Source organism: Streptomyces sp. LE64, assembly GCF_052606915.1.
On the sequence record NZ_CP199708.1, the window covers coordinates 200,905 to 226,205 of the forward strand.

The 25,301-nt window shown below is 73.2% G+C and carries 19 protein-coding genes; 12 read left to right on the forward strand and 7 right to left on the reverse strand.

The features are described from left to right. Positions 1-65: 65 nt before the first annotated feature. The 4 genes from ACSMX9_RS00770 to ACSMX9_RS00785 are packed head-to-tail and all read right to left on the reverse strand — an operon-like array spanning position 66 to position 4,769. Positions 66-1,142 (reverse strand): ABC transporter permease, encoded by a 1,077-nt coding sequence (locus tag ACSMX9_RS00770; protein WP_445399056.1) that lies wholly within the window; start codon positions 1,140-1,142, stop codon positions 66-68. Further along, positions 1,139-2,116, reverse strand: a complete 978-nt coding sequence (locus tag ACSMX9_RS00775) for an ABC transporter permease (RefSeq protein WP_445399058.1) — start codon at positions 2,114-2,116, stop codon at positions 1,139-1,141. The genes ACSMX9_RS00770 and ACSMX9_RS00775 overlap by 4 nt, the downstream gene beginning before the upstream one ends. Then, entirely contained in the window at positions 2,113-3,654 is a 1,542-nt protein-coding gene (locus ACSMX9_RS00780; RefSeq protein WP_445399060.1) for a sugar ABC transporter ATP-binding protein, read from the reverse strand. Before ACSMX9_RS00780 ends, ACSMX9_RS00775 begins: the two co-directional genes overlap by 4 nt. After that, the gene (locus ACSMX9_RS00785; RefSeq protein ID WP_445399062.1) at positions 3,654-4,769 is read right to left on the reverse strand and encodes a sugar ABC transporter substrate-binding protein; all 1,116 of its coding nucleotides are present in this window, start codon (positions 4,767-4,769) and stop codon (positions 3,654-3,656) included. Before ACSMX9_RS00785 ends, ACSMX9_RS00780 begins: the two co-directional genes overlap by 1 nt. Before the next feature lie 155 nt (positions 4,770-4,924). Between ACSMX9_RS00785 and ACSMX9_RS00790 the strand changes: the two genes are divergently transcribed. Further along, a complete protein-coding gene (locus tag ACSMX9_RS00790; protein ID WP_445399064.1) occupies positions 4,925-5,503 on the forward strand; it encodes a VOC family protein in 579 nt (192 codons plus the stop codon). A 106-nt stretch (positions 5,504-5,609) separates the two neighbouring features. Here ACSMX9_RS00790 and ACSMX9_RS00795 read toward each other — a convergent pair whose 3' ends face one another. After that, positions 5,610-6,902 (reverse strand): dihydrolipoamide acetyltransferase family protein, encoded by a 1,293-nt coding sequence (locus ACSMX9_RS00795; protein WP_445399066.1) that lies wholly within the window; start codon positions 6,900-6,902, stop codon positions 5,610-5,612. After that, complete coding sequence (locus ACSMX9_RS00800; protein ID WP_445399068.1) at positions 6,902-9,049, reverse strand: alpha-ketoacid dehydrogenase subunit alpha/beta; 2,148 nt, start codon at positions 9,047-9,049, stop codon at positions 6,902-6,904. The genes ACSMX9_RS00795 and ACSMX9_RS00800 overlap by 1 nt, the downstream gene beginning before the upstream one ends. Positions 9,050-9,354: 305 nt before the next feature. Between ACSMX9_RS00800 and ACSMX9_RS00805 the strand changes: the two genes are divergently transcribed. Together ACSMX9_RS00805 and ACSMX9_RS00810 are read left to right on the forward strand one after the other, a co-directional pair. Continuing rightward, positions 9,355-9,879 (forward strand): VOC family protein, encoded by a 525-nt coding sequence (locus tag ACSMX9_RS00805; protein ID WP_445399070.1) that lies wholly within the window; start codon positions 9,355-9,357, stop codon positions 9,877-9,879. A gap of 13 nt (positions 9,880-9,892) precedes the next feature. Further along, positions 9,893-10,633: a GntR family transcriptional regulator gene (locus ACSMX9_RS00810; protein ID WP_445399072.1), complete on the forward strand. Its 741-nt coding sequence runs from the start codon at positions 9,893-9,895 to the stop codon at positions 10,631-10,633. A 283-nt stretch (positions 10,634-10,916) separates the two neighbouring features. Here the strand turns inward: ACSMX9_RS00810 and ACSMX9_RS00815 are convergent, their stop codons facing one another. After that, positions 10,917-11,774: a (2Fe-2S)-binding protein gene (locus ACSMX9_RS00815; RefSeq protein WP_445399074.1), complete on the reverse strand. Its 858-nt coding sequence runs from the start codon at positions 11,772-11,774 to the stop codon at positions 10,917-10,919. Between the two features lie 208 nt (positions 11,775-11,982). Here ACSMX9_RS00815 and ACSMX9_RS00820 point away from each other — a divergent pair, with 208 nt between their 5' ends. The 9 genes from ACSMX9_RS00820 to ACSMX9_RS00860 all read left to right on the forward strand — a co-directional run bounded on the left by ACSMX9_RS00820 (position 11,983) and on the right by ACSMX9_RS00860 (position 25,227). Beyond that, entirely contained in the window at positions 11,983-13,176 is a 1,194-nt protein-coding gene (locus tag ACSMX9_RS00820) for an ATP-grasp domain-containing protein (RefSeq protein ID WP_445402852.1), read from the forward strand. Continuing rightward, a complete protein-coding gene (locus ACSMX9_RS00825; protein WP_445402853.1) occupies positions 13,176-14,930 on the forward strand; it encodes an IucA/IucC family protein in 1,755 nt (584 codons plus the stop codon). The genes ACSMX9_RS00820 and ACSMX9_RS00825 overlap by 1 nt, the downstream gene beginning before the upstream one ends. Before the next feature lie 7 nt (positions 14,931-14,937). After that, positions 14,938-16,713: an IucA/IucC family protein gene (locus tag ACSMX9_RS00830; protein WP_445399076.1), complete on the forward strand. Its 1,776-nt coding sequence runs from the start codon at positions 14,938-14,940 to the stop codon at positions 16,711-16,713. Further along, positions 16,710-17,939, forward strand: a complete 1,230-nt coding sequence (locus tag ACSMX9_RS00835) for a type III PLP-dependent enzyme (protein ID WP_445399077.1) — start codon at positions 16,710-16,712, stop codon at positions 17,937-17,939. The genes ACSMX9_RS00830 and ACSMX9_RS00835 overlap by 4 nt, the downstream gene beginning before the upstream one ends. Positions 17,940-18,034: 95 nt before the next feature. Further along, entirely contained in the window at positions 18,035-18,799 is a 765-nt protein-coding gene (locus ACSMX9_RS00840; RefSeq protein ID WP_445399079.1) for an HAD family hydrolase, read from the forward strand. Then, positions 18,796-21,162, forward strand: a complete 2,367-nt coding sequence (locus ACSMX9_RS00845; protein WP_445399082.1) for a glycoside hydrolase family 65 protein — start codon at positions 18,796-18,798, stop codon at positions 21,160-21,162. Before ACSMX9_RS00840 ends, ACSMX9_RS00845 begins: the two co-directional genes overlap by 4 nt. A 193-nt stretch (positions 21,163-21,355) precedes the next feature. Beyond that, positions 21,356-22,546 carry a Cmx/CmrA family chloramphenicol efflux MFS transporter gene (locus ACSMX9_RS00850; RefSeq protein ID WP_445399084.1) on the forward strand — a complete coding sequence of 397 codons (1,191 nt, stop codon included), beginning with the start codon at positions 21,356-21,358 and terminating at the stop codon, positions 22,544-22,546. Between the two features lie 264 nt (positions 22,547-22,810). Beyond that, positions 22,811-24,208, forward strand: a complete 1,398-nt coding sequence (locus tag ACSMX9_RS00855) for a hemolysin family protein (RefSeq protein ID WP_445399086.1) — start codon at positions 22,811-22,813, stop codon at positions 24,206-24,208. Then, positions 24,205-25,227 (forward strand): hemolysin family protein, encoded by a 1,023-nt coding sequence (locus ACSMX9_RS00860; protein WP_445399088.1) that lies wholly within the window; start codon positions 24,205-24,207, stop codon positions 25,225-25,227. The genes ACSMX9_RS00855 and ACSMX9_RS00860 overlap by 4 nt, the downstream gene beginning before the upstream one ends. Positions 25,228-25,301 lie beyond the last annotated feature (74 nt).

The following is a 25,301-nucleotide window of genomic DNA, read 5'->3' on the forward strand; positions in this document are numbered from 1 at the left end:
ACGTGGTGCTGCCCGGATCCGGGGCGGGCCGTGCCGCTCCGGATCCGGGCAGGTCCGGGGTCCGGTCACCCCTCCTTGCGGGGACCGGACGGCGGCGCGCCGCCCGCGGCCGGGGCGGGACTCTCCCGGCCGCCCGCTCCGGCCAGCAGTGCGGCGGCGTGACGGGAGCGGGCGGCGTTGATCCGGCGCGCGGCGACCGTGCGGTCCAGGACGAACTCCAGGGTGACCACCAGCATCAGCAGCGCCCCGGCCACCAGGCCGGTGACGTAGGTGGGCGCGCCCGCGGCGGTCGCTCCGGCGATGACCAGGCAGAGGATCAGCACGCCGAGCAGCACGTTGACGGCGTTGCCGCGACCGCCGTACAGGCTGATGCCTCCGATCAGGCACGCGGAGACGGCGCTGAGCATCAGCGAGGTGAAGCCGCGCGGGTCGGCGGACGCGCCCTGCATGCAGGCGATGGAGCCGGCGAGCGCCGCGCACCCCCCGGAGATCCCGAACGCCGTCGTCAACGAGGCGTTGACCGGTACGCCGGCCGCCCGGGCCTCCCGGCGGGCGCCGCCCACCGCGTAGATCTCGCGCCCCCAGCGGGTGAGGCCGAGGAAGAGGCCGAGCAGGACGATGACGCCGATCCCGATGAGGGTCGCGGGGGTCATCGACAGCCACTCCACCAGCAGGGGGTCCGTGGTGGTCAACTCGTCCAGACCGATGGGCCGGTCGTCGGCGAGCACCAGCGCGAACCCGCTGAACCCGATCCAGGTCCCCACGGTGACGACGAGCGAGCTGATCTGCAGGCGGGCGATCAGCAGGCCCTGGGCCAGCCCGAGGACGATTCCGCTTCCGGTGCCGATGAGCAGGGCCGGGACGAGCCCGAGTTCGCCGACGCGGATCGCTATCACGCCGGCCAGGGCGGCCATCGAGCCGACCGACATGTCCAGCTCTCCGGCGATCATGGTGACCGCGAGTCCGGCGGCCGTGATCCCGATGAGTGCGACGCCGTCGAGGGTGCCGAAGACCGCGGCCCCCACGGTGAACTCGGACACCACGACGAACAGGGTCACGATCAGCGCGAGCAGCACGCCGGCTTGGACTCCGTAGACGCGGGTGGCTCTGCCCACGCCCCGCCCGAGGGTCGATTCGTTCATCTCATTGCCTTCCGACGGGCCACGTGCAGGACGGAGACCACGGCGACCAGGAGGATCCCCTCGGTGAGCATGCGCACGCCGGTGGTCAGTCCGTGCAACAGCAGGACGTTCTGGAGCACGACGATCACCAGGGCCCCGACCGCGGACCGGACCGCGGATCCCTCGCCGCCGCTGACCGCCGTTCCGCCGACGAGGACGGCGGCGACGGCGTCGACTGTGAGTTCCGTGAGGTTGTTGGCGGTGACCTGGCCGAGTTGGCTCGCGGAGAAGATGCCCGCGACGGCGAGGCCGATCGAGGTGATGGCGAACGCCCAGGCGGTGGCGGCCCGTACGGAGATGCCGCTCATGACCGCGGTCTCGCGGTTGGAGCCGACCAACAGCAGCCGCCGGCCGGAGGAGGTGCGCTCGACGAAGAGCCAGACCGCCCCGGTGAAGCCGGCGAACACCCAGACCGGCAGCGGGATGCCCAGGACGTCGAAGGCGGCCAGCTCGCCGACCGAGGAGGTCGGCGCCGACACCACGGCGCCACCGGTGAAGCCGGCGACCGCGCCGTAGATCAGTGCGCCGGCGGCGATCGTCGTGACGACCGGGTTCAGCCCGGCCGCCACGGCGAGGCTCTGCAACAGGCCGATCGCGATCAGGACCACGATCGCCAGGGCCGCGCCGAGGACCAGTGAGCCGCCGGTGGAGGCGACCCACATGAACAGGATCGACGCCAGCATCGCGGACTGGCCGGCGCCGAGGGAGAAGAGGTTGCCGGACAGGGTGATGGTGGTCATGCCGACCGCGGCGATACCGGTCACCGCCGTGTTGATCAGCACGCCCCGCAGGTTGTCGAGGGTGAGGAAGTCCGACGTGGTGAGCGCCGCGACGGCGACCAGGAGGGCGAACCCGGTGGGCATGGCCCAGCGGGTCAGCCGCCGGGCGGCCTCCTGTCTGCGCGCGACCAGCGCGCCGGCTGTCGTTTCGGTCATGACGGACCCCCTTCACTCGATGTCCGGGACTGTCCGCTCCCGCTGTGCATGACCTCGCGGACGAGGGTTTCCTCGGTCCACTCCCCCTTGGGGCGGAGCGAGGTGAGCACGCCCCTGTGGAACGTGCCGATGACGTCGCACAGGCCGTAGACCTCGCTGGTGTCCGAGGAGCAGACGACGACCGCCATGCCGTCGTCGGCCAGGGACCGCAGCTGCTTGTAGATCTCCGCCCGGGCGCCGACGTCCACGCCCCGGGTCGGCTCGTCGACGAGCAGCAGGCGGGGCTCGCAGCCCAGCCACTTGCCCACCGCGACCTTCTGCTGGTTCCCGCCGGAGAGGGTGCCCACGGAGGAGGCGAGCCGTCGGGTGTCCAGGGCGAAACTGCTCGCGGACCGGGCGGCGACGGCGCGTTCCTCCCGCCGGGACAGCACGCCGAACCGGGAGACGCGTTCCAGCCAGGGCGAGGAGAGGTTCTTCTCGATCGACAGGCCGTCGAAGATGCCGTCCCGTTTGCGGTCGGGGGAGCAGTAGGCCACCCCCGCGGCGATGCCGCCGCGCCGGTGGCCGAGGTCGACGGGTCGGCCGTCGAGTTCCACGCCGCCCGAGAGCACGGGCACGAAGCCGGCCAGCGCCTTCAGCAACGCCGAGCCTCCGGCGCCGAGTTGTCCGGTCAGGCCGATGATCTGGCCGCGTCGGACGGACAGGTCCACCGGGGCCTCGACACCGGGGGCCGTGAGTCCGTCGATCGCCAGTCGGACCGGGGCCGTGTCGTCGGTGCGGCCGGGCTCGGGGAACATGTCGCCGAGTTCGCGCCCCAGCATGCGCCGGACGATCTGCGGGGTGTCCAGGTCCGCGGTCTCCTCGGGCGGGGAGCTGCGGCCGTTGCGGAAGATGGTGACCCGGTCGCTGACCGCGAACACCTCTTCGAGGCGGTGGGTGATGTACATGATGCTGGTGCCCTGGTCGGCCAGGGAGCGGACGGTGCGCAGCACCAGCCCGGCTTCGGCCTGGGAGAGGGCGGCGGTCGGCTCGTCCAGGATCACCAGCGTGGCCGAACGGGCCAGTACGCGGGCGATCTCCAGCAGTTGCATCTCCGCGACCGAGAGTTCCTCGACGGGGGTGCGCGCGTCCAGGTGCCCCAGGCCGACCCGCGCCAGGAGTTCTTCGGCGTTGCGGCTGAGGAAGCGCCGGTTCCACCACAGCCGCGTACCGCGTTGGCCGAGCAGGAGGTTCTCGGCGACGCTCAGCGCCCCCACGGTGCTGTACTCCTGCTGCACCACGGCGATGCCCGCGGCCTGGGACGCCGTCGAGCTCGACAGGTCGACCCGGTTGCCGTGCATGCGGATGGTGCCGGTGTCGGGGCGGACGAGTCCGGAGAGCACCTTGACGACGGTGCTCTTGCCGGCGCCGTTCTCGCCGAGCAGGGCCATGACCTCGCCCGGACGGACTTCCAGGCCGACTTCGGAGAGGGCCTGCACGGCGCCGTAGCGCTTCGATACGCCCTCGACCTGCAAGCGCAGGTTGGTGTCTGTGGACATCAGAACTGCAACTCCCGGATGGAGCGGCCCCACACCCGCAGCGACGCGTAGTTCTGCGGGGTGATCGCCGGGTGCGGCATGTAGGTGAAGCGGCTCGGCGGGGTGTCGGTGACCGCGGGCTGGGTCTTCGCCTCGGGCAGGTTGACGACCTCGTCGACGACCTCGCCTGTGGCACGGAGGCGGGCCACCGTCTGGACCGCGAGGATGCCCTCGATCACGGGGGACTGGAGCACCGCCGAGTAGATCTCGCCCTTGATCAGCGGCTGTTGGTCGCCGGAGAAGTCGCCCACCACGACGGTGACGTCCTTGCCCGGCCGCAGGCCGTACTGCTGGAGCGCCTTGACGACTCCGGTGCCGATGTTGTTGGAGCCGGCGACGACGATGTCGATGCCCCGGCTCTTGTACTTGGACAGGACCTGGCTGGCCGCGGTGAAACCGCCCTGCGCGTCGGGGGTCTTGGCGTTCTCGGTGGAGAGCAGGTGGAAGGCGTCGCCGACCCGCTCGAAGAAGGCGTCGTGGCGGACGACGCCCGCCTCGTACCCGGAGGGGTAGGTGATCTCCAGCAGGTTGGGCCTCTCCTTGCCGTGGAACTCCTTTCCTGCGGCGCGGGCCTCGTCCACCGCCTTGAGGGCCATCGTGCCCATCGTGGTGCCGATGGCCTCGTTGTCCTGCCCGGGGCGGGCGGTAATGTACGGCTCGGCCTGCGGGAGGACCCTTCCGCTGAGCTGGACCACGGGCGCCCTGGCCGCCAGGAGGCGGGCCGAGTTGATCCCGGTGTCGTTGTTGGCGGGCCAGTAGACGAAGGCCGCGGCCGGCTTGCCGGACGCGAGGAACTGCCGGACCTGCTGGTTCTGCTCGGTCTGGTCGAACTTGTTGTCGATCACTTCGAGTCGGTAGTCCAGTCGCTCCGCCTCGTCGCGCATGGCCTCGACCTCGGCCCCCACGTAGTGGTTCGCCGTCGATACCACGAACGCGACGATCGTCGCGCGTTCTCCGTTCAGGCTTCCCGTCTTCGTGATCTTCGCCGGTGCGACGGACAGGTCTGCGCATCCCGTCAGCAGCAGTGCCATCGCACCGGCGAACACCGTGACCACGGCTCGGTAGAAACGGGTCATCGTCGATCCTTCCCTCACCAGGCGGTATCGCGGCCCGAACGTAACATTGGATACATTCGGCGACAATATCTCGCACTTACTTCGCCTAAGCGGCATTATTTTCGGTGATCGGATACATTTGACTGCTCATCATGACGACAGCGAGGAGTCACCCCATGCCGAACCCTCCGACCGCGGCCCTGACCGTCAACCACATCGGGGTGACCGTCCCCGACGTCCACGCGGCGATCGACTGGTACGGGGAGGTCTTCGGCTTCCGCTGCATCATGGGGCCGCGGGAACTCGCCCCCGGCGCGCACGCCGAGGCGGGTGCGGTGTTGGGGAGCCGTTTCCGCCGGGCGTGGCAGGCGCACCTGCTCACCGCGAACGGCGTGGGCGTGGAACTGTTCCAGTTCATCGACCCGCCGACCCGCGGGCCCCGCCCCCCGCAGGAGCGGGTGCCCTATCTCGACCGCGGCCCGTGGCACCTGTGCCTGACCTACGAGGACGTGGAAGCGATGGTCGACCGCATCGTCGCAGCGGGGGGCGCACTGGTCTCGGCGCCGCACGCCTTCGTCCCCGGCCGCCCCTGGACGCTCGCCTACACCACGGATCCGTGGGGGACCGTCCTGGAGATCATGAGCCACAGCTATGCGGAGGTGTTCGCCAACTGGCCGCAGCCCGGGCAGTTGACCCCGCACACCGTGGTACCGCGCCCCGACCCCGGACACCGGGACGGTGCGCCGACCGACTGAGCGGCGCGCACGGGCCCGTGTCCGTCGGGTCGATCCGGTGCGGTGCGGTGCGGGGGTCGGGGCGGGGAGGCCACGGAGGTACCGGGCGGCCCCGCCCCGTCGCCGCCTACAGCAGGATCCTCATCGGGTTCTCGATGATCTGCTGGAAGGCGCGCAGCCAACGGGCCGCGAGGGCCCCGTCAAGCGCGCGGTGGTCACCGGAGAGGGTGACCGTCATCATGGTCGCCGCCCGGATCGTGCCGTCCTCGTCGACCACCGCCCGCCGGGACGCCGCCCCGACGGCCAGGATTCCCGAGTGCGGCGGGGAGATGATCGCGGAGAAGCTCTCGATCCCGTACATCCCGAGGTTCGAGATGGCGAACGAGCCGCCTTCGAGCTCGGCCTGCTTGAGCCGTCCCTCCCGGGCGCGCGCCACCAGATCGGCGGCGGCGGTGCTGACGTCGCTCAGGGACCGCCGGTCCACGTCCCGGATCACCGGGGTGACCAGGCCGTCGTCGAGCGCCACGGCCATCGCGACGGACACCGAGTCGAACCGGCGGACGGCGTCCTCGGTCCAGATCACGTTCGCCTCCGGCACCTCGCGGAAGGCCGCCGCGACCGCCTTGACGACGAAGTCGTTGACCGAGGGCACGACCGCGACCGCACCGTCCTCCTTGAGGGAGCGGCGCAGTTCCAGCAGTGCGTCCACCCGGCACTCCGCCACCAGGTAGAAGTGCGGCACCGTGTTCTTGCTCTCGGTGAGCCGGCGCGCGATGGCGCGCCGCATCCCGGTGTGGGGGACGTCGGTGAACCCGGTCTGCGCCGGCGGCGCCGGAGCCTGCGCCGCCGGCGCGGGCCCGGGACGTTCGGCCGCACGGTCCGCGGGCGCGGCGGGCGGGAGTTGCGCGGCGACCTCCGCGGCCGCTCCGTGGCGGTCCAGGTCCCGTCGCACGACCCGCCCCCCGGGGCCGGTTCCGGTCACCGTGTCGAGGTCGATCCCCCGCTCACGGGCCAGTCGGCGCACCAGGGGGGTCACGAAGCGGCGTTCCTGGACCTGCGGCGCCGGGGCCGGGGCCACGGGCACCGGCGCCGGCTCGGGGGCTCCGGACTCCACCGGGGCCGGGGCCGGGGCCGCCGCGGGTTCCCCGCCGGCGGCTGCCAGTGCCTCCGCCACCGTCTCGCCGGGGCCGGCGAGGACGAGGATCGGGGTCCCGACGCCGATGGCGACGCCCGGCTCGACGAGCAGGCCCGCGGCGACGCCCTCCTGGTCGGCTTCGAGGTCGACGGTCGCCTTCTCCGTCTCGACCTCGGCGATCGCCTGCCCCACCGTGACCGCGTCCCCGGGGGAGACGTGCCAGCCGAGCAGGATGGCTTCGCTCATGCCGGTGAGCACTTCCGGCATGCGGATGACCACGGCCATCAGACACCTCCGAGCGCGGTCTTGCAGCGCTCCAGCGCCGCCACGATGTCGTCGGTCTGCGCGATGGCGACCGCTTCCAGGACCCGGGAGATGCTGGGACTGGACTCGGCTCCGGTGACCCGCTCGACCGGCATGTCCAGCCAGTCGAAGTACCGGCGCTGGATCTCGTCCGCGAGCCATCCGCCGTAGGACGTGCCCCGGGCTCCCTGCTCCACGATCAGCACCGCGTTGGTCTTGCGGATGCTGGCCCCGATGGTGTCCCAGTCGAGGGAGGCCCGGTCCAGCCAGCGCAGGTCGATCAGATCGGCGTCGGTGCCGGTCCGCTCGATCGCCTCGGCCGCCCGGTGGACCATGTTCAGGTAGCTGATCACCGTCAGGTCGGAGCCGGTGCGGCGCAGGGCGGCCCGCCCGGGCGGCAGGACGTAGTCGAGGTCGTCCTCGGGAACCTCCTGCCGCTCCCCGTACAGGTCGACGTGCTCGATCACGAGGACCGGGTCGTCCAGCGTCGCGGCAGCGTTGAACAGGCCGATGTAGTCGGCGGCGGTGGACGGGGCGACGATCCGCCAGCCGGGGCTGGTGGCGAAGATCCCGGCGGGGTCCATGAGGTGCTGGGAGCCGTACCCGGTTCCCATCGCGACCTTGGTGCGCAGCACGAGCGGGACGGTGTTGTGCCCGCCGAACATGTGACGGGCCTTGCCTATCTGGTTGAACACCTGGTCCGCGGCGACCCAGAGGAAGTCCGGGTACATGAACTCGATCACCGGCCGGACGCGGCCGTCGAGCGCGGCCCCCGCGCCCAGGCCGGCGAACGCGTTCTCGCTGATCGGGGTGCCCAGCACCCGCTCGGGCGCGACCTGCAACGCCTTCTTGGTGACGCCGTTGGTCCCGCCGCCGAGCCGGTGGACGTCCTCGCCGATCACCACGACCCGGGAGTCCTCGGCCATCCGCCGCCCGAGGACCTGGGAGGCCGCGTCGACGAAGCGGAGCGACCGGGTCGGGCCGTCGTGGTCGACCGGGTCCAGGACCCGGGCCTCGGCGAGTTCGCCGGCGTCGCCGCGCAGTCCCTCGTCGACGGTCGCCGGGTCGGGCCACAGCGCGGGCCTGATCCGTCGCTTGCCCGGCGCCTCGGGGTCGGGCTCGACCAGTTCGGCGACGATCCGGCGCATGGCCTCCTGGGCCTGCTCGCGCACCCCGGCCGCGGTCGGCTCGTCGAGCAGGTCGAGGCGGTGCATCTCGCGTTCGGTCCTGGCGATGGGGTCGCGCAGGCGCCACTCGGCCTCTTCGTCCTTCGTGCGGTAGCCGAAGGCGCTGCCGGCGTAGGCGCCGTTCTGGTGGAAGTAGCGGTAGACCTCGGCTTCGATGAGGGTGGGACCGTCACCGGCCCGCATGACCTCCTCGGCCTGCTGGGTGGCCAGGTGGACGGCGAGCGGGTCCATGCCGTCGACCCGCCACGAGGGGATGCCGAAGGCGGGCCCGCGCACGGCGAGCCGGTCCTCGCGGGTGACCTCGGCGACCGTGGTGGAGACCGCGTAGAGGTTGTTCTCGATGAAGAAGCAGAGCGGGAGGTCCCAGGCCGCGGCCAGGTTCATCGATTCGAGGACCGAGCCGATGTTCACGGCGCCGTCCCCGAAGTAGGAGAAGCTGACGTCGTCGGTGCCGGCCAGCCGCTGGGCCCAGGCGTTGCCCGCCGCGAGCGGCACTCCCCCGCCGACGATGGCGTTGCTGCCGAGCGCGCCCGCCTCCAGCCACTGGAGGTGGATCGATCCGCCCCGGCCGCGGCCGAAGCCCTGGGCGAGGCCCAGGATCTCGGCCAGCGTGCGGCGCAGCACCATGAGCACGCCGTCGTCGACCAGGGCACCGAGGTCGGACCGGCCGCCCGTCAGGTGGGTCAGGCACTTGGCGAGGAACTGGTGGTGGCTGCGGTGCGAACCGTTGATCGCGTCCGAGGTGCGCAGTCCGATGACGGAGCCGACGGCGCCGCCCTCCTGGCCGATGCTGGAGTGCGCCGGCCCGTGCACCAGCCCCTCGGAGGCGAGCTCCAGCACGGTCTCTTCAAAGGCACGGATCAGGTGCAGTTGGCCCAGCATGCCGGCCAACAGGGCCGGGTCGGCGTGCCGCCAGTCTGAGCTGGTGGTGCTGAGCTGCACGCAAGGCCGGATCGGATCCAAACGTCGCTGTCGTGGCATGGGCTTCCTCGCCGCCGTCGATGTATCGCAGACGCGTCGCATCCTGCGTCTGGTGCCGCACGCTACCTCCAGATCGTATCCAAAGGTAAGAGAGCTTTACAGAAATGTTCGATTGACACCCCAAAGCGGGTCGGTAATGTATCCAATGCTTGCCAGCCCTGGTCCGCGCTGGTCAGCGCTCGTCGGACCGCCGTCGCCCTCGCGCAGGACGATTCCGAGCGGGGCACGGGCTCGCACGGGACCCCTGAGAGACGTGAGGAGAAGCCATGGCGCTGCCCGGTCTGCGCGGCACCGAGCACATCGGGTTCACCGTGCCCGACCTGGAGGAGGCGGACGCGTTCCTCGTCGACGTGCTCGGCTGCCAGCGGATCTACCAGCTGGGCCCCTTCGTCCGCGACGACGACTGGATGCGGGAGCAGCTCGACGTCCACCCCCGGTCGGTCATGCGCAAGCTGTACTTCTACCGCTGCGGTTTCGGCCCCAACTTCGAGGTCTTCCAGTGGGAGCCGGCGGACGGCCAGCGGGAACAGCCGCGCAACAGCGATCTGGGAGGGCACCACCTCGCGTTCTACGTGGACGACCTGGACACCGCCGTCGACTATCTCAGGGCCCGCGGCGTGCGGGTCCTGGGCGAACCCGTCGCCAGCAGCAACGCCAGCGAGGGCCAGCGGTGGGTCTACTTCCTGTCGCCCTGGGGCATGCAGTTCGAGCTGGTCAGCTTCCCCCGCGGCAAGGCGTACGAGGCAGATGCGGAGGTGATGCTCTGGCACCCGGCCCACCCCGCGCGTTAGGCATCATGTCCCCATGACCGACGTTCCTTCATCCAGCACCCGCGCGGGCACGGCGACCCCGGGCCCGGGCGCACCGCACCACACCGACAAGGCACGGTACGGGGACACCAGCCAGCGCATCGCGGACGGCCTGCGCACGGCGATCCTCGCCGGCGAGCTCCCCCCGGGCAGCAGGATCCGACAGGAGGAGGTCGCGGCGCAGTACGGCGCCAGCCGCATCCCGGTGCGCGGGGCCCTGCGCATCCTGGAGTCGGACGGTCTGGTGAAGCTCGTCGCGAACTCCGGCGCCTGGGTGTCGCAGTTCGACCTCGGGGAGTGCGAGGAGTTCTACCGGATCCGCGAGGCGGTGGAACCGCTGCTGCTGAGCGCCAGCGTGCCCGGGCTGACGAGCCAGGCACTGGACCGGATGGACGAACTCGCCGAGGAGATGGCGCGCACCACGGAGGTCGAGCGCTTCCTCCACCTGGACCGCGAGTTCCACGGCCTGTCGTACACCGGTGCGAAGACGGTCGTCCTCGACGAGATCGTCCGGCGCATGTGGAACATGACCCACCACTACCGGCTGATGTTCGCCCAGGTCTTCCTCGAACAGGGCGACACGGTCGTCCACGACGAGCACCGCATGCTGGTCAGGGCGCTGCGCGAGCAGGACGCGGACCAGGCGGGCCTGGTCGCGTGCAGTCACATCCGACGGACGCGGCGGCAACTCGCCCGGCACCCGGAGCTGTTCAGTTCTTCCCCGGCGAGGAACTGAGCCGTCCTCCCGGAGGTCGCCGGCGGGGCCCTCGTCCCCGTCCGCCACCGCCGGTGACCGACCTCGCGGGGGCGGGACGGCGGGGGCGAACGCTCGTACGGGGGCTGCGGTGGAGCGTTCCGTTCAGGGGCCGGACGGGGAACGCCCCACCGCAGGTCAGGTGGTCGCGCCGAACGGAGTCCGGCCCGACCGCCCCCGAGCACGCACCAGCGGGCCGGGGGCAGACCTCAGCGAGCTGAGGTGGCGTCAGGACGTGTTCGGGGTGAGGGACTCGGGAACCCGGTCAGCACCCCTCCTCGATCCGGCGCACCCGCTCGGTGTCGTCGGTGCGCGGACAGGTGGCACAGGCCTCGGCGGGCCGGATCGCGTAGTACAGGCAGCAGCCCAGCCGGGTGCGCGTCGGATGCTCCCGGCCGTCGCGGGTGACGAGCCGCCGGAAGGCGGCACCGCCCGGATAGGGGGCCAGGGCGCGGGGCAACACGGCTTCTGCCTCCTGCACCCCCCGGGCCTCGTCCCCGTGCATCCGCCCCAGGTACCACAGGGCAGACACCAGGTCGTCCCCGACCATCCCCCACAGCGCACGGGGGCCACGGCGCAGGCGCGGACCCATGGCCGCGAGCAGGGGGCGCACGTGGTCGGCGACGGCGGCGCGCAGTTCGGCCCGCAGCGCCTCGACGCCGGGCAGGGCCCGCACGCCCGGGCGACCCGCCGCGGGGTCGTCGGGCAGACAGGCGAAGGCCGCGGGCACGACCTGGTACGCCTCGCCCGTCCGGCTCAACCGCAGGTCCCGCGGGCGCAGCCGGGGCACCCGCCGTTGGAGGTACCAGGGGCCGGCGTGGAGCACGGCCGCGGTCCACAGGTAGCCGTGCAGCGCCCGGGAGGCGACCACGTCGGGCCGGGGCTCGTGGGTCTCACGGACCCGGATCTGTCGGACGTGCCGTTCCAGCCAGGCGTTCAGGAAGTCCTCCCGGCAGGCGAGTTCGGCACCGTCGAACCACCCTTGACCGGGCACGGTCGACGGTTCGACGGGGGTGACGTCCAGGGCGGGACACGCCGCGTCCAACCGCCGGTACGCGGCGGCGAGCAGGACGGAAGGGCCGGCAGCGGGAAGGGCCGGGGCCGACGCCAGAGCCAGGAACACGGGCACTCCTCGGGCACCGTACGGCGGTGCGTACGGGGTGGGGGCATGAGTGAGCCAGCACGGGCGGCGGCGGACCCGCAGGGGCTTGAAGGAAGCCTCACCTTACTCACACCGGTGGGGTGGCGCGCCAATCGACATGGCGCCCCCACGAATTGACACCCTTAGGCATGCCTAACCTAAGCTCTCGGCCGTGTTCCCCACCAAGCGGATGTACCTGCTCGCGCTGAATCCCACCGACTCCGTGTCCGAGGGGTTCCTGCCCGCCGCCCGCTCCCTGGGACTGGCCGTCACCCTCCTCACCGACCAGCCCGCGTCGCACCGCGCCCGCCATCCGGAGCTGGAGGTCGTGGCGTGCGACGTGCGGGACTTCCGGGAGGTGATCGCCGTCGTCTCCGCCCGGGAGCGCCCCGACGCCGTCTTCACCAACAGCGACCACCTCCAGACCCAGGCCGCCCTCGCCGCCGACTACTTCGGGCTCCCCGGCAAGGACTGGCGCGCGACCCTGCGCACCAAGGACAAGGCCCTGCTGCGCCGCCACCTGGCCGCGGCGGGGACCGACCGGGTGCGCGCACTGGAGATCCCCGCGGGAACGGACCCCGCGGACGCGCTCGGCGCCCTCCACGCCCTGCCCTACCCGTGCGTGGTCAAGCCCCGCGAGGGGGTGGCCAGCGAGGACGTGGTCCGGGTCGACACCCCCGCCCAGCTCCTGGCGCGCTGCGCCTGCATCCGGGCCCGCCGCCCCGGTGACGCCCTGGTGGTGGAGGAGTACCTCGCCGGTGAGCTGCACACCCTGGAGACGCTGGGCGACCACGACGTGCGCCATGTGCTCGGCGGGTTCCGCACCCGGCTCTCCGCCGCCCCGTACTTCGTCGAGGAACGCCTCACCTACCTCGCCGCCCTCCCACCGGCGGTGCTGGACCAGGTGCTCACCGCGCTGGACGCGCTGGGCGTCGGCTTCGGCGCCTGCCACACCGAGTTCGTCGTGGACGGGGCGGGACGGGTCCGCATCATCGAGGTCAACTACCGCGCCATCGGGGACCAGTGCGACCTGCTGCTCGCGGAACTGCTGGACGTTCCCCTCTTCGCGCACGTGCTCCGCACCCATCTGGGGGAACCGCTCCCGCTCGACCTGGGCGCCCGCACCGACGGCGCCGCCCGTCTGGACTACCCGTGCGCCCGCCGCGACGGCACGCTCACCGCGGCACCCGACCGCACCGACCTGGTCGTGGACGGGGTCCGGCTGGCCTACCGACCGCTGCACGCCGTCGGGGAGCGGCTCCGGGTGACCCACACCAACCGCGACCTGCTCGGGGTGGTCCGGGCCACCGGACGCGACCGGGCGGCCGTGGACCGGGCGGTGGAGGGGTTCCTCGCCGACCGGTGCTGGGAGATCACTCCGTGATCGGGCCCGACCCCGGACCGGGGGGCCGGCACCTGGTGCGGGTGCTCAGCGCGCTGCTCCGCGAGGACGTGGTGGGACTGCGGACGCGCAGCCTGCGGGAGGACCGCCCGGACGGCGGATGGCTCCGGCTGGCCCACCCCCGGGGGGCACTGCTGCTCCCGGTGGAGCCGGACGGGTTCCAGTGCGAGCTCGGCGCCCGACTCCCCCTGGTGCGCCGGGAGGACGCCGGCGGCCGCACCACCACGGACCTCACCACCGCGGAGGCCGTCCTGGCCGCCCTCGGGGAGCTCGCCGACCCGGCGGACCGCCCCGGCTTCGCCGCGTTCGCCGAGGAGTGCCGGCAGAGCCTGGCGACCGAACGGTTGCACCGGGACACCGGCGGGGCCCTCCTCGCCCGGCTGGCCGACGCCTACGGGCCCGACCCCGCCCGGTGGACGGACCCGTTGCCCTTCGACGCCCTCGCCGCCCGGCTCGACCACCCGGTCTATCCGACCGGCCGGGTCCGCAACGGCCTGACGTCTCATCAACTCCGATCCTACGCACCCGAGTTCCACCCGACGTTTCGGCTGCGATGGCTCGCCCTGCCCCGGAGCGAGGTCCGGGACGAGGGACTCTCCACCACCGGGGACTGGCCCGTCCCGTCCGCGCTCGGGCTGCCCCCGTCGCTGGACGACGACCACCTGCTCCTCCCCGTCCATCCCCTCACCGCGGGGGGACCCCTGGACGGGGCCCTCACCGAGACCGGGCTGCACGGCCGGGCGGTGCTCGCCCCCCGGTCGTACGCCGAGGTCTCCCCCACCCTCTCGCTGCGCACGGTGGCCCTCGCCGCGGACCCCCGCACCCACCTCAAGGTGCCCCTCGCCACCGCGAGCCTGGGCCGCCTCAACCGCCGGACCATCAAGCCGGGCACCCTGCGCGACGGCGCCGCCTGCGGGCGGCTGTTGGCCGCCGTGATCGACCGCGAGCCCCGCTTCCGCGGCACCGTCCTCCAGGCCGACGAGACCCGGTACGCCCACGCCGACCACGAGCTCCTGGCCGTCCTGCGACGCCGCTGGCCGGAGGGGCTCGACGGGAGCGTGGTGGTGTCGATGGCCTCGCTCACCGCGCCCGCCCCGGGCGGCGGCCTGGTCGTCGACCGGCTCGCCGACCGCTTCCACGGCGGCGACCCGGTCGCCCTCCTCGACGCCGTGCTGACCCTCCTGTTCGACTGGCAGACCACCCTCTTCGGCTACGGGGTGGCGCTGGAGTCGCACCAGCAGAACGTCTCCCTCGTCCTCGACGACCGCCCCGACCGGCCCCCGCTCCGCCTGCTGTTCAAGGACAACGACGGCCCCCGCATCCACGCCGGACGGCTCCGGTCCGCCCTGGGCGGCCGTGCCGACGGTCTCCTCCGCGGCTTCCACGACCCCCGCATCACCGGGAACGACGACCGCCCGGTGCTCGACCTCTTCGCCACCGTCACCGTCCACCTGTGCGCGGGCGCACCGGCGTTCGCGCTGGCCCGGCAGGGCCGGGCCCCGCTCCGGGAACTGCTGGCGCTGGTGCACGACCGGCTGGACGCCGCCGTCGAGCGGCTCGGCACCGGCGCCACGGCACCGGGCACCGCCCTGCGCGCCCATGTGCTCGGCTCCCCGCGCCTGCCGGTGAAGGCGATGGTGACCGCGGGAACCCTGCTCAGCAAGCAGCGGTCGGGCGCGCAGGACATCAACAAGCACTACACCACCGGTCCCAACTACCTTCTGCAAGGGGCGTAATCCGCTGATGCCCAGCACCCTCTCCGGCCCTCCGTGCGCTCCGGCGCCCGTTCCGGACCTGCCCGGCGCGGACCTGGCCGTGGCACACACCCTCCTCAACTGCCTGCTCCGCGAGGTGTCCGGGCCCGAACGGCAGGCCGCCGTGATCGGTGGCCACCTCCTCCTGCGGCTGCCCCGCCGGGGCGTCCTGCTCCGGGTCGCCCTGCGGCGCACCTCGCTCCTCGGGGCGCACCGGTTCACCGGCCCGGTCACCGAACGCCTGGCCCCCGGCGACGGGGTGCCGCACGAGGGCTGGGCCGAGGTCGACTGGCTGCGGCTGGCCGAGTACACCCGTGCCGAGCTCTCCCTGCGCACCGGCAGCCACAACGACGAGTTCCTGACCCAGATCGCCGCCAGCCACCGCGGGACCAGCACCGCGCTGGCCGCGGCCCGCCCCGGGCCGCACCCGCTCGGCGGCGAACCCATGGCCGTGTACCTCACCTCCGAGCAGTCCCTGGTCCTCGGCCACCGCTTCCACCCCACCCCCAAGGCGCACAGCGGGGACCCGGCCCGTTGGGCGGCGTACGCGCCCGAGGCCGGTGCGGCCTTCCGGCTGCGGATGCTGGCCGTGCGCTCCGCGCTGGTCGCCGAGGAGAGCACCGAGCCCGCCGCCACCGTCCCGCTGGACCGGCTGCACCGCGTCCCGGAGGGCTTCCGGCTGCTGCCCGCCCACCCGTGGCAGTACGAGATGCTCGGCGAACACCCCGGGCTGCGGGCCGCCCTCGACCGGGGCGAGGTCCTCGACCTCGGGCCGGGCTCCGAGGACGTGCGGCCCACCGCATCGGTGCGCACCGTCCACACCGGCGACGGGTTCCTGAAGTTCAGCCTCAACGTCCGGATCACCAACTGCCTCCGCAAGAACGCCGCGTACGAACTCACCGGAGCGGTGGCCCTGACCCGGCTGCTGGAGCCCGTGCTGGCCGATCTCGCCGCCCGCTTCCCCGACGTCGCGGTGTTGCGGGAACCCGCGTACCGCTCGCTCGCCCTGCCCGGGCCCGACGGACGGCCCGACCGGTCGCTGCTGGAGGGGTTCGGGGTGATCGTCCGCGAAGGACTGGCGCGCCACCTGCGCCCCGGGGCGACGCCGCTGCTGGCCGCGGCCGTCGCGGACGAGTACCCGACCGGCCCCGCGCAGGCGTCCCGGCTGCTGGCCGGGGCCACCCCCGCCGAGGCGCTCTCCTGGTGGTCGGCGTACCTGCGGCTGCTGGTGCCCCCGGTGCTGGCCGCGTACTTCGACCACGGGGTGGTCCTGGAGCCGCACCTCCAGAACGTGGTGGTCTGCGTGGCCGAGGACGGCACGCCGGTACAGCTCCTCTTCCGCGACCTGGAGGGCACCAAGCTGGTCCCCGACCGGCACGCCGGGGCCCTGGCGGAACTGCCCCCCGAGGTGGCCGGGCCGCTGACCTACGACGCCCGGCGCGGCTGGGACCGGGTCGCGTACTGCCTGTTCGTCAACCACGCCGCCGAGGTGCTGGCCGTGCTCGCCGACCTCCACCCCGGACTGGAGCGGGAGTTGTGGGCGCGGCTGCGCACCACCGTGCAGGAGTACGGTCGCGTCCACGGCTGCCCGCCCCGGTTGCGGGCGCTGCTGGCCGGAGTGCCCCTGCCCGCCAAGGCCAACCTGCTGACCCGCTGGGACCGTTCGGCGGACCGGGACGCGGGGTACGTGTGGTTGCCCTCCCCCTTGGCCGAGGACGTGCTGTCCGGGGCGAGACGCACCGACACCGACTGGAGCACGCGGTGAGCGCCCCCACTCCCCCGGTCCGGGAGCGGCTGCTCGCCCTGACCGGCGACGAGTTGCCCGCCTACCTCTACGACCTGGACGCGCTGCGCGCCCATGCGGCGGCCGTGCGCGCCGCGCTGCCCCGCGGGGTGGAGCTGTACTACGCGGCCAAGGCCAACCCGGAACCGGCGCTGCTGGCCGCGCTGTCCCCCGCCGTCGACGGGTACGAGGTCGCCTCCGGCGGGGAACTCGCCCATGTCGCGGCTGCGGTGCCGGGGCGTCCGCTGGCCTTCGGCGGGCCCGGCAAGACCCCGGCGGAGCTGACGGCCGCGCTGGAGGGGGTCGCCGCGGGGGCCCCGCTCCCCCGCTTCCACGCGGAGAGCGTCCACGAGCTGCGGATGCTCGCCGCGCTCGCCGCCCGGCTGCCGACCGGAGTGCGGGTTCCGGTGCTGACCCGGTTCAACCTGGTGCCCGGCCCGGGGGCGCTGGCCGGGGGGTCGCTCACCATGGGCGGCGGGCCGGGGCCCTTCGGCATCGACCCCGCCGAGGCCGACGCGGTGCTGCGCGCCCTCGGCGACGGCACGTTCCCCCGGTTGGAGTGGTACGGGACGCACGCGCACCTGGCGAGCGGGCTGGAGGCGCCCGCGCTGGCCGCGGTCGCGGACGGGGTGGTGCGCTGGTCGGCGGCGCTGGCCGCACGCCACCGGGTGCCGCTGCGCGAGGTGAACGTGGGCGGGGGCATGGCCGTCGACTACGCACGGCCCGCGGCGCGGTTCGACTGGACCGGGTACGGTGCGGCGCTCGCCGCCCTGCTGGCCGCCCGCCCCGGACTGACCCTGCGGGTGGAGCCCGGCCGGGCCCTCACCGCGTACTGCGGCTGGTACGGGACCGAGGTGCTGGACGTCAAGCACAGCCACGGCGAGGAGTTCGCGGTGGTCCGCGGCGGCACCCACCACCTGCGCACCCCGGCCACCAGGGGGCACGACCAGCCGTGCGCGGTGGTGTCCGTCGACGGCTGGCCGCACCCGTGGCCGCGGCCCTTCGCACGGGGGCCGCGGACCACCCTGGTGGGGCAGCTGTGCACGCCGAAGGACGTCCTGGCCCGGGGGGCCCGGACGCCGGGACTGCGGGCCGGGGACCGGGTGGCGTTCGCCCTGGCGGGCGCGTACGCCTGGAACATCTCGCACCACGAGTTCCTGATGCACCCGCGGCCGGGCTTCCACTTCCTGGACTCCGCCGTCGGGTAGCGGGGCCGGTCCCCGACGGGTGGTGCGGCGGTCCCCGTCCTACGATGGCGGCGACCGTGGCACCGCCCCTGCGGTGCGGACCCGGAGGGTTCTCGATGGGAGAGAGCGACGCACCCGGCGGGCTGGGCCTGCCGCCCACCGTCACCGCCTGCCTGTTCGACCTGGACGGTGTGATCACCAAGACCGCCGTGGTGCACGCCGCGGCCTGGCGGGAGACCTTCGACGCCTTCCTCCGGGAGCGGGAGGGGCCCGGATTCCGGCCCTTCTCCCCGCACGACTACGACGCCTACGTGGACGGCCGGCCCCGCTCCGACGGGGTGCGGGCCTTCCTGGCCTCGCGGGGGATCACCCTGCCGGAGCGCCCGGCGGGCGGCAACGCCGACCCACCGGGCACGCTCACGGTGCAGGGCCTCGGAGACCGCAAGAACGCGCTGCTGCTGGCGAAGATCCGGGCGGGCGGGGTCGAGGCGTACCCGGGCTCGTTGCGCTATCTGGCGGCGGTGCGGGCGGCGGGGCTCGGCACGGCCGTGGTCTCGTCCAGCACCAACTGCCTCGACGTCCTGCGTGCGGTGGGCGCCGAGGACCGGTTCGACGTGCGGATCGACGGGGTGGTCGCGGCGCGGCGGGGGCTGCCGGGAAAACCGCACCCGGACACCTTCCTCGCCGCGGCGGCGGAGTTGGGCGTGGCGCCGGAGCGGGCCGCGGTCTTCGAGGACGCGCTCGCCGGAATGGACGCGGGCCGTTCGGGGGGATTCGGCTACGTGGTGGGCGTGGACCGGGTCGGCCAGGCCGCGGCGCTGCGGGCGCACGGGGCGGACACGGTGGTGCGCGACCTCGCCGAGCTGGAGCGGTCCGCATGATCACCCACTCCTCGTACACCGTGGAGCCCTGGTCGCTGTGCGAGCGGTCGCTGAACCTCGACGTGCTGCCGCAGAGCGAGTCCGTCTTCGCCCTCTCCAACGGGCACGTGGGATGGCGGGGCAACCTCGACGAGGGCGAGCCGCACGGCCTGCCCGGCTCGTACCTGAACGGGGTGTACGAACTCCACCCCCTGCCGTACGCGGAGGCGGGCTACGGCTACCCGGAGTCCGGGCAGACGGTCATCAACGTCACCAACGGCAAGATCATCCGCCTGCTGGTGGACGACGAGCCGTTCGACCTGCGGTACGGACGGCTGGTGGCGCACGAGCGGACCCTGGACCTGCGCACCGGGTTGCTGACCCGGGTGTGCGAATGGGTGTCCCCCGCGGGCTGCGCGGTGCGGGTGCGCTCCGTCCGGTTGGTGTCGTTCACCCAGCGGGCGATCGCCGCGGTGCGCTACGAGGTGGAGGCCCTCGACTCCGAGGTGCGCATCGTCATCCAGTCGGAACTGGTGGCCAACGAGCAGTTGCCCGGGACGAACGGCGACCCCCGGGCCTCGGTGGCGCTGGAGTCCCCGTTGGAGTCGGAGTCCCACTTCGCCGCGGACGGACGGCTGGCGCTGGTGCACCGCACCCGCACCAGCGAACTGCGGGTGGGGGCCGCGGCCGACCACGTGGTGACGGGGCCGCGGCCGACCACCACCGGCTGCGAGAGCCGCGCCGACGTCGCCCGGCTGACCATCGCCTCGGCCCTCGCCCCCGGGGACGCCCTGCGGCTCGACAAGGTGGTGGCCTACGGCTGGTCGTCCACCCGGTCGCTGCCGGCGGTCAGCGACCAGGTGGACGCGGCCCTGGCGGCGGCGATGAGCATCGGCTGGGAGGGGCTGGTCGACGAACAGCGCGCCTACCTCGACGCGTTCTGGGCGCGCGCCGACGTGGAGGTGGACGGGGACGAGGAGATCCAGCAGGCGGTGCGGTTCGCCCTGTTCCACGTGCTCCAGGCGGGTGCCCGGGCCGAGCAGCGGGCCATCCCGGCGAAGGGGTTGACCGGGTCCGGCTACGACGGCCACGCCTTCTGGGACACCGAGGTCTTCGTGCTGCCGCTGCTCAGCTACACCTCGCCGTTCGCGGTGGCCGAGGCGCTCAGGTGGCGGCAGAACACCCTGTCGGCCGCGAAGGAGCGGGCCGCCCAACTGGGCCTCCAGGGGGCCGCGTTCCCCTGGCGGACCATCGACGGCTCGGAGGGCTCGGCGTACTGGCCGGCCGGGACGGCGGCCTTCCACGTGAACGCCGACATCGCCGATGCCGTCATCCGGTACGTGGCGGTGACCGGCGACGGGCGCTTCGAGCGGGACACCGGGGTGGAACTCCTGGTGGAGACGGCCCGGTTGTGGCGCTCGCTGGGCCACCACGACCACCACGGGGCGTTCCACATCGACGGGGTGACCGGCCCCGACGAGTACAGCGCGGTCCAGGACGACAACGCGTACACCAACCTGATGGCCCGGGCCAATCTGCTGGCCGCCGCCGAGGTCGTCGAGCGGCACGCCAAGACGGCGGCGGCGCTCGGGGTGGACGACGAGGAGAGCGCCGCCTGGCGGGACGCGGCCGAGGCGATGCACGTGCCGTACAACGACGAGCTCGGCGTGCACGAGCAGTCCTCCGGGTTCACCCAGCACCAGGTGTGGGACTTCACGGGGACCCGGGCGGACCAGTACCCGCTGATGCTGCACTTCCCCTACTTCGACATCTACCGCAAGCAGGTCGTCAAGCAGGCCGATCTGGTGCTGGCGATGTACAAGTGCAGCGAGCACTTCGACGAGGAGCACACGGCCCGCAACTTCGCCTACTACGAGCCGCTGACCGTGCGGGACTCCTCGCTCTCCGCCAGCTGTCAGGCGGTGATCGCCGCGCAGGCCGGCCATCTCGCGCTCGCCTACGCCTACGTCGCCGAGTCGGCGTTGATGGACCTGGAGGACCTGGAGAACAACACGCGCGACGGACTGCACATCGCCTCGCTGGCGGGCACCTGGATGGCGCTGGTGGCCGGCTTCGGGGGCCTGCGGTTGCTGGGCAGCACCCCGAACTTCACGCCCCGGCTGCCCGAGCGGTTCAGCCGGCTGGCGTTCACCCTGGAGATGGTGGGCCGACGGCTGCACGTCGAGATCACCGCCGAGGCCGCCGTCTACACCCTGGTGTCGGGCGAGCCGCTGACCGTGCGGCACTACGGACGGCCGGTGCTGGTGACGTCCGACGCACCGGAGCGTCGGGGCATCCGGCCCGTGCCCGTGCGGCCGGCGCCCGAACAGCCGCCGCACCGGGCGCCCGCGCGGGGCGGCCCGCACACCCGTGCCCGTCGTTGAAAAGCGGTGGACGGGGTGCGCCGTCCCTCCTACCCTGGCCGACGTGAACAGTCCCGAGGCCTCCAGAGGCTAGCCACCGGCCTCCCCGGTGGCTTCCCGTCGCAGCCCCGTGCCGTCGGCTCCGGGGCGCGTCGCCATCCGTGGACGCCGGATCGGATTCCTGTTGGATCTCGAACGGCTGTGGAGTTCTGCGGTGCCTTTCACCCTGTACCTCCTCGGACTGGCCATCTTCGCCATGGGCACGTCCGAGTTCATGTTGTCCGGCCTCCTCACGGGCATGGCCCGTGACCTCTCCGTGTCCGTGCCCGCTGCCGGGTCCCTGACCTCGGCGTTCGCCGTGGGCATGGTGGTCGGAGCACCCCTGATGGCGGTGACGGCACGGCGTTGGTCCCGGCGCGACGCGCTGCTGGCCTTCCTGCTGGTCTTCCTCCTCGCGCACGCGGTGAGCGCGCTGACCGACAGCTTCCCCCTGCTGCTGGCAATGCGGGTGGTGTCGGCCCTGGCCAACGCGGGATTCCTGGCGGTGGCCTTCTCCGCCGCCGCCCTGATGGTCGGCCCGCAGGCCAAGGGCCGGGCGACCGCCGTGTTGCTGGGCGGAGTGACCCTCGCCTGTGTGGCCGGGGTGCCCGGCGGGGCGCTCCTGGGCCAGTACGGGGGGTGGCGCGCGGCGTTCTGGGCGATCGTCGTGCTCTGCGTCCCCGCCCTGTGGGCCGTGTGGCGGGCCGTACCGAACGGCCGCACCCCGGACGAGGCCGCCGAGGCCGCCGTCCCCGCCGGAGCGGGGACGGTCCGTGCCGAACTGCGGGTGCTGGGCCGGCCCCGGCCGCTGCTGATCCTGGTGCTGTGCGCACTGGTGAACGGGGCCACGTTCTGCGCCTTCACCTATCTGGCGCCCCTGGTGACGGAGGTGTCCGGGCTGTCCCCGCGCTGGGTGCCCGCGGTGCTGGTGCTGTTCGGCGCGGGTTCCTTCCTCGGGGTGAGCGCCGCGGGGCGCTTCGCCGACGCCCGGCCCCTGCCCCTGCTGATCGGGGGGTCGGTGATCCACCTGGCCGGCTGGGCGCTGCTCGCCGGCGGCGGCGACCGGCCCGCAGTGCTGCTGGTGCTGGTGCCGGTCCAGGGCGCGCTCGCCTTCGCGATCGGATCCACCCTGGTCAGCCAGGTGCTGTACGCCGGCGCCGGAGCGCCCGTGCTGGCCGGGGCGAGCGCCACCGCCGCGTTCAACGTGGGCGCCGCCCTCGGACCCTGGCTCGGGGGCGCGACGATCACCGCGGGGCTGGGCTACCGCTCCCCCGTCCTGGTGAGCGCGGCCCTGCTGGCCGTGGCGGTGGGGGTCGGGGCCGCGGCCCTGCTGGCCCCGCGCGCTCGGGTGGCCCGGACGGGTTGATCCCGCCGGCAACGCACCCGGCGGGAGGACGAAGCAGCAGGTCGATCGGCGCCACCGGAACTCGACCGGGGGCGCCGGTCTCTTTTTCGGCCGATGGGGAACAATGATCGGAAGGTGTTCGTTGTAGCGAGCACCTGGAACGCGACCACCTACAAGGAGTGGCCACTTGTCCGCCCAGACGACGGACCCCGATCCTCCGGGACACAGTCCCGAACCATCCCGCCTCTTCACGCATGATCGCGGCACCCGGCGGGGTGGTGTTCGATGAATGCCGCACTCGGCCTGTTGGCGGTACTCCTGCTCACCGCCGGAACGGGCTATTTCGTCCTTCAGGAGTTCACCTACGTCTCCGCCGACCGGCTGGCCCTGGCCCGTGCGGCCGAGGCGGGTGACCGGCGCGCCGCGCGCGCCCTGAAGGTCACGGGGCAGCTCTCCTTCATGCTCTCCGGCGCCCAGCTCGGCATCACCGTGACCGGTCTGATCGTCGGCTTCCTCACCGGCCCGTCCGTCTCGGCCGTCATCCGGCCGTTGGTGTCGGGCGTGGGCATCCCCGACGCCGCGGTGGACGGGATCTCGGTGGCCTTGGCCTTCGTGGTCGCCACCGTCGTCCAGATGGTGCTCGGCGAGCTCGCCCCCAAGAACCTGGCGATCGCCGTGCCGGAACGGCTGGCGAGGTCGCTGGCCCCCTCCACCCTGGCCTATCTGAAGGTCGTGGGCCCGATCATCCGGGTCTTCGACGGTGCTGCCGCCCGGCTGCTGCGCCGCATCGGGATCGAACCGGTGGAGGAGCTGCACCACGGCGCGACCCTGGAGGAGCTGGGTCAGCTGATCGGCGAGTCCCACGAGCGGGGCGCCCTGTCCCGGGACACCGCCGAGCTGCTGGACCACGCCCTGGAGTTCTCCGAGCGCACCATGGGCGAGGTGATGGTGCCGCGCGCGGACACCGTCTTCCTCCGCAGGGACGCCTCGGCCGCCGACGCGGTGGAGCTGATCGCCCGGCACGGGCACTCCACGTACCCCGTGCTCGGCGACCACCCCGACGACATCACGGGGGTCCTCGGCGTGCGGGAGCTGTCCCGGGTGCCCGCCGAGCTGCTGGCCGGGAGCACGGCCGGGGAGCTGGCACGTCGCCCGCTGCTGCTGCCGGACACCCTGCCGCTGCCGGGCGCGGTCGCCCGGATGCGGGAGGTCGACGACGAGTTCGCGGTGGTGCTGGACGAGCACGGCGGGGTGGCGGGCATCGTCACCTACGAGGACATCGCCGAGGAACTGGTCGGCGACATCGCCGACGAGACGGACCGGGTCACCGCGCTCGCGGTGCCCGACGGATCCGGTTGGCTGGTGGACGCGGGTCGACGCATCGACGAGGTCGCGCCGGCCATCGGGGTGCCGCTGCCCGAGGAGGACGACTTCGACACGGTCGGCGGACTCGTGGTGGACCGGCTGGGCCGTTTCCCCGCGATCGGCGACCGGGTGGCGGTGGAGTTGCCGGACGGCAGCACCGCGCTGATCGACGTGTGCACCCTCAACCGGCACGTGCCGGAGCGGGTGCGGATCGAGCACCGGCCGGCCCCCGAGGTGTCCGAGGGCACCGAGGCCGCCGTGCGGGGCGGTGAGGCCGGTGCGCACGCGCACCGCGCGGACGAGGAGGTGACGGCATGAGCTTTCCCCTCGCCCTGTTCCTGACCGTCCTGTTGCTGATCGGAAGCGGCTTCTTCGTGGCGGCGGAGTTCGCCCTGGTCGCGGCGAAGCGCCACCGGATGGAGAAGGCCGCCGCCGAGGGGCGGCGCGGTGCCCGGGCCGCCTTGGACGGCATGCGCGAGCTGTCGTTGATGTTGGCGGGTGCCCAGTTGGGCATCACGGTGACGACGCTGGGGCTGGGGTCGATCTCCAAGCCCGCCGTGTCGCACGCCCTCGACCCGTTGTTGCAGGACCTGGGCCTGCCGACCGGTCTGAGCTACGGCGTGTCGTTCACCATCGCGATCGTGGTGGTGGTCTTCCTCCACATGGTCGTGGGCGAGATGGCCCCGAAGTCCTGGGCCATCGCCCGTCCCGAGCGCTCGGCGATGCTGCTGTCGCCGCTGTTCCGGGCGGTGGTGAAGGTGGTGCGTCCGCTGATCCGGGTGCTCAACGCGGTCAGCAACGCCCTGGTGCGGTTGTGCCGGGTCACCCCGCGGGACGAGTTGGTCGCGGTCCACGACCGGGAGCAGCTGACCGATCTCGTGGCGGAGTCCCGGCGCACCGGGCTGATCAGTGCGGCCGACTCCGAGCTGATCACCCGCTCGCTCGTCGAGCCGCTGACGCCGGTGGCGGAGCTCCTGGTGCCCGCGGCGGACATCACCTGGGTCGACGCGAGCGCCACGCCCTCGACGATCCTCGGGGTGGCCTCGACGGCGGACCGGACGCGTCTGCTGGTCCGGGACGCCGGTCGGGTCGTGGGGTCGGTGCACAGCCGCGACGCCCTGGTCGCCCGGGCGCGTGAGCGCACGACGACCGCGCGGGAGCTGGCCCGTCCGCTGCCGGAACTGACGGCGGACGACACCGTGGCGCACGCCGTGGAGCAGCTGCGCAGGCGGCGGGCCTCGCTGGCCGTGGTCCGCGACGGTTCGGGAGCGATCGCCGGACTGGTCAGTCTGGACGACCTGCTGGCCCGCTACCTCCAGCCGACCGCGGTCGGCTGACGCCCGCCCGGTCGGTCGCGTTCGGATCGACCGGGCTGCACGGACGTGGTTCCCCCACCGGGGCCGTCCGCCGC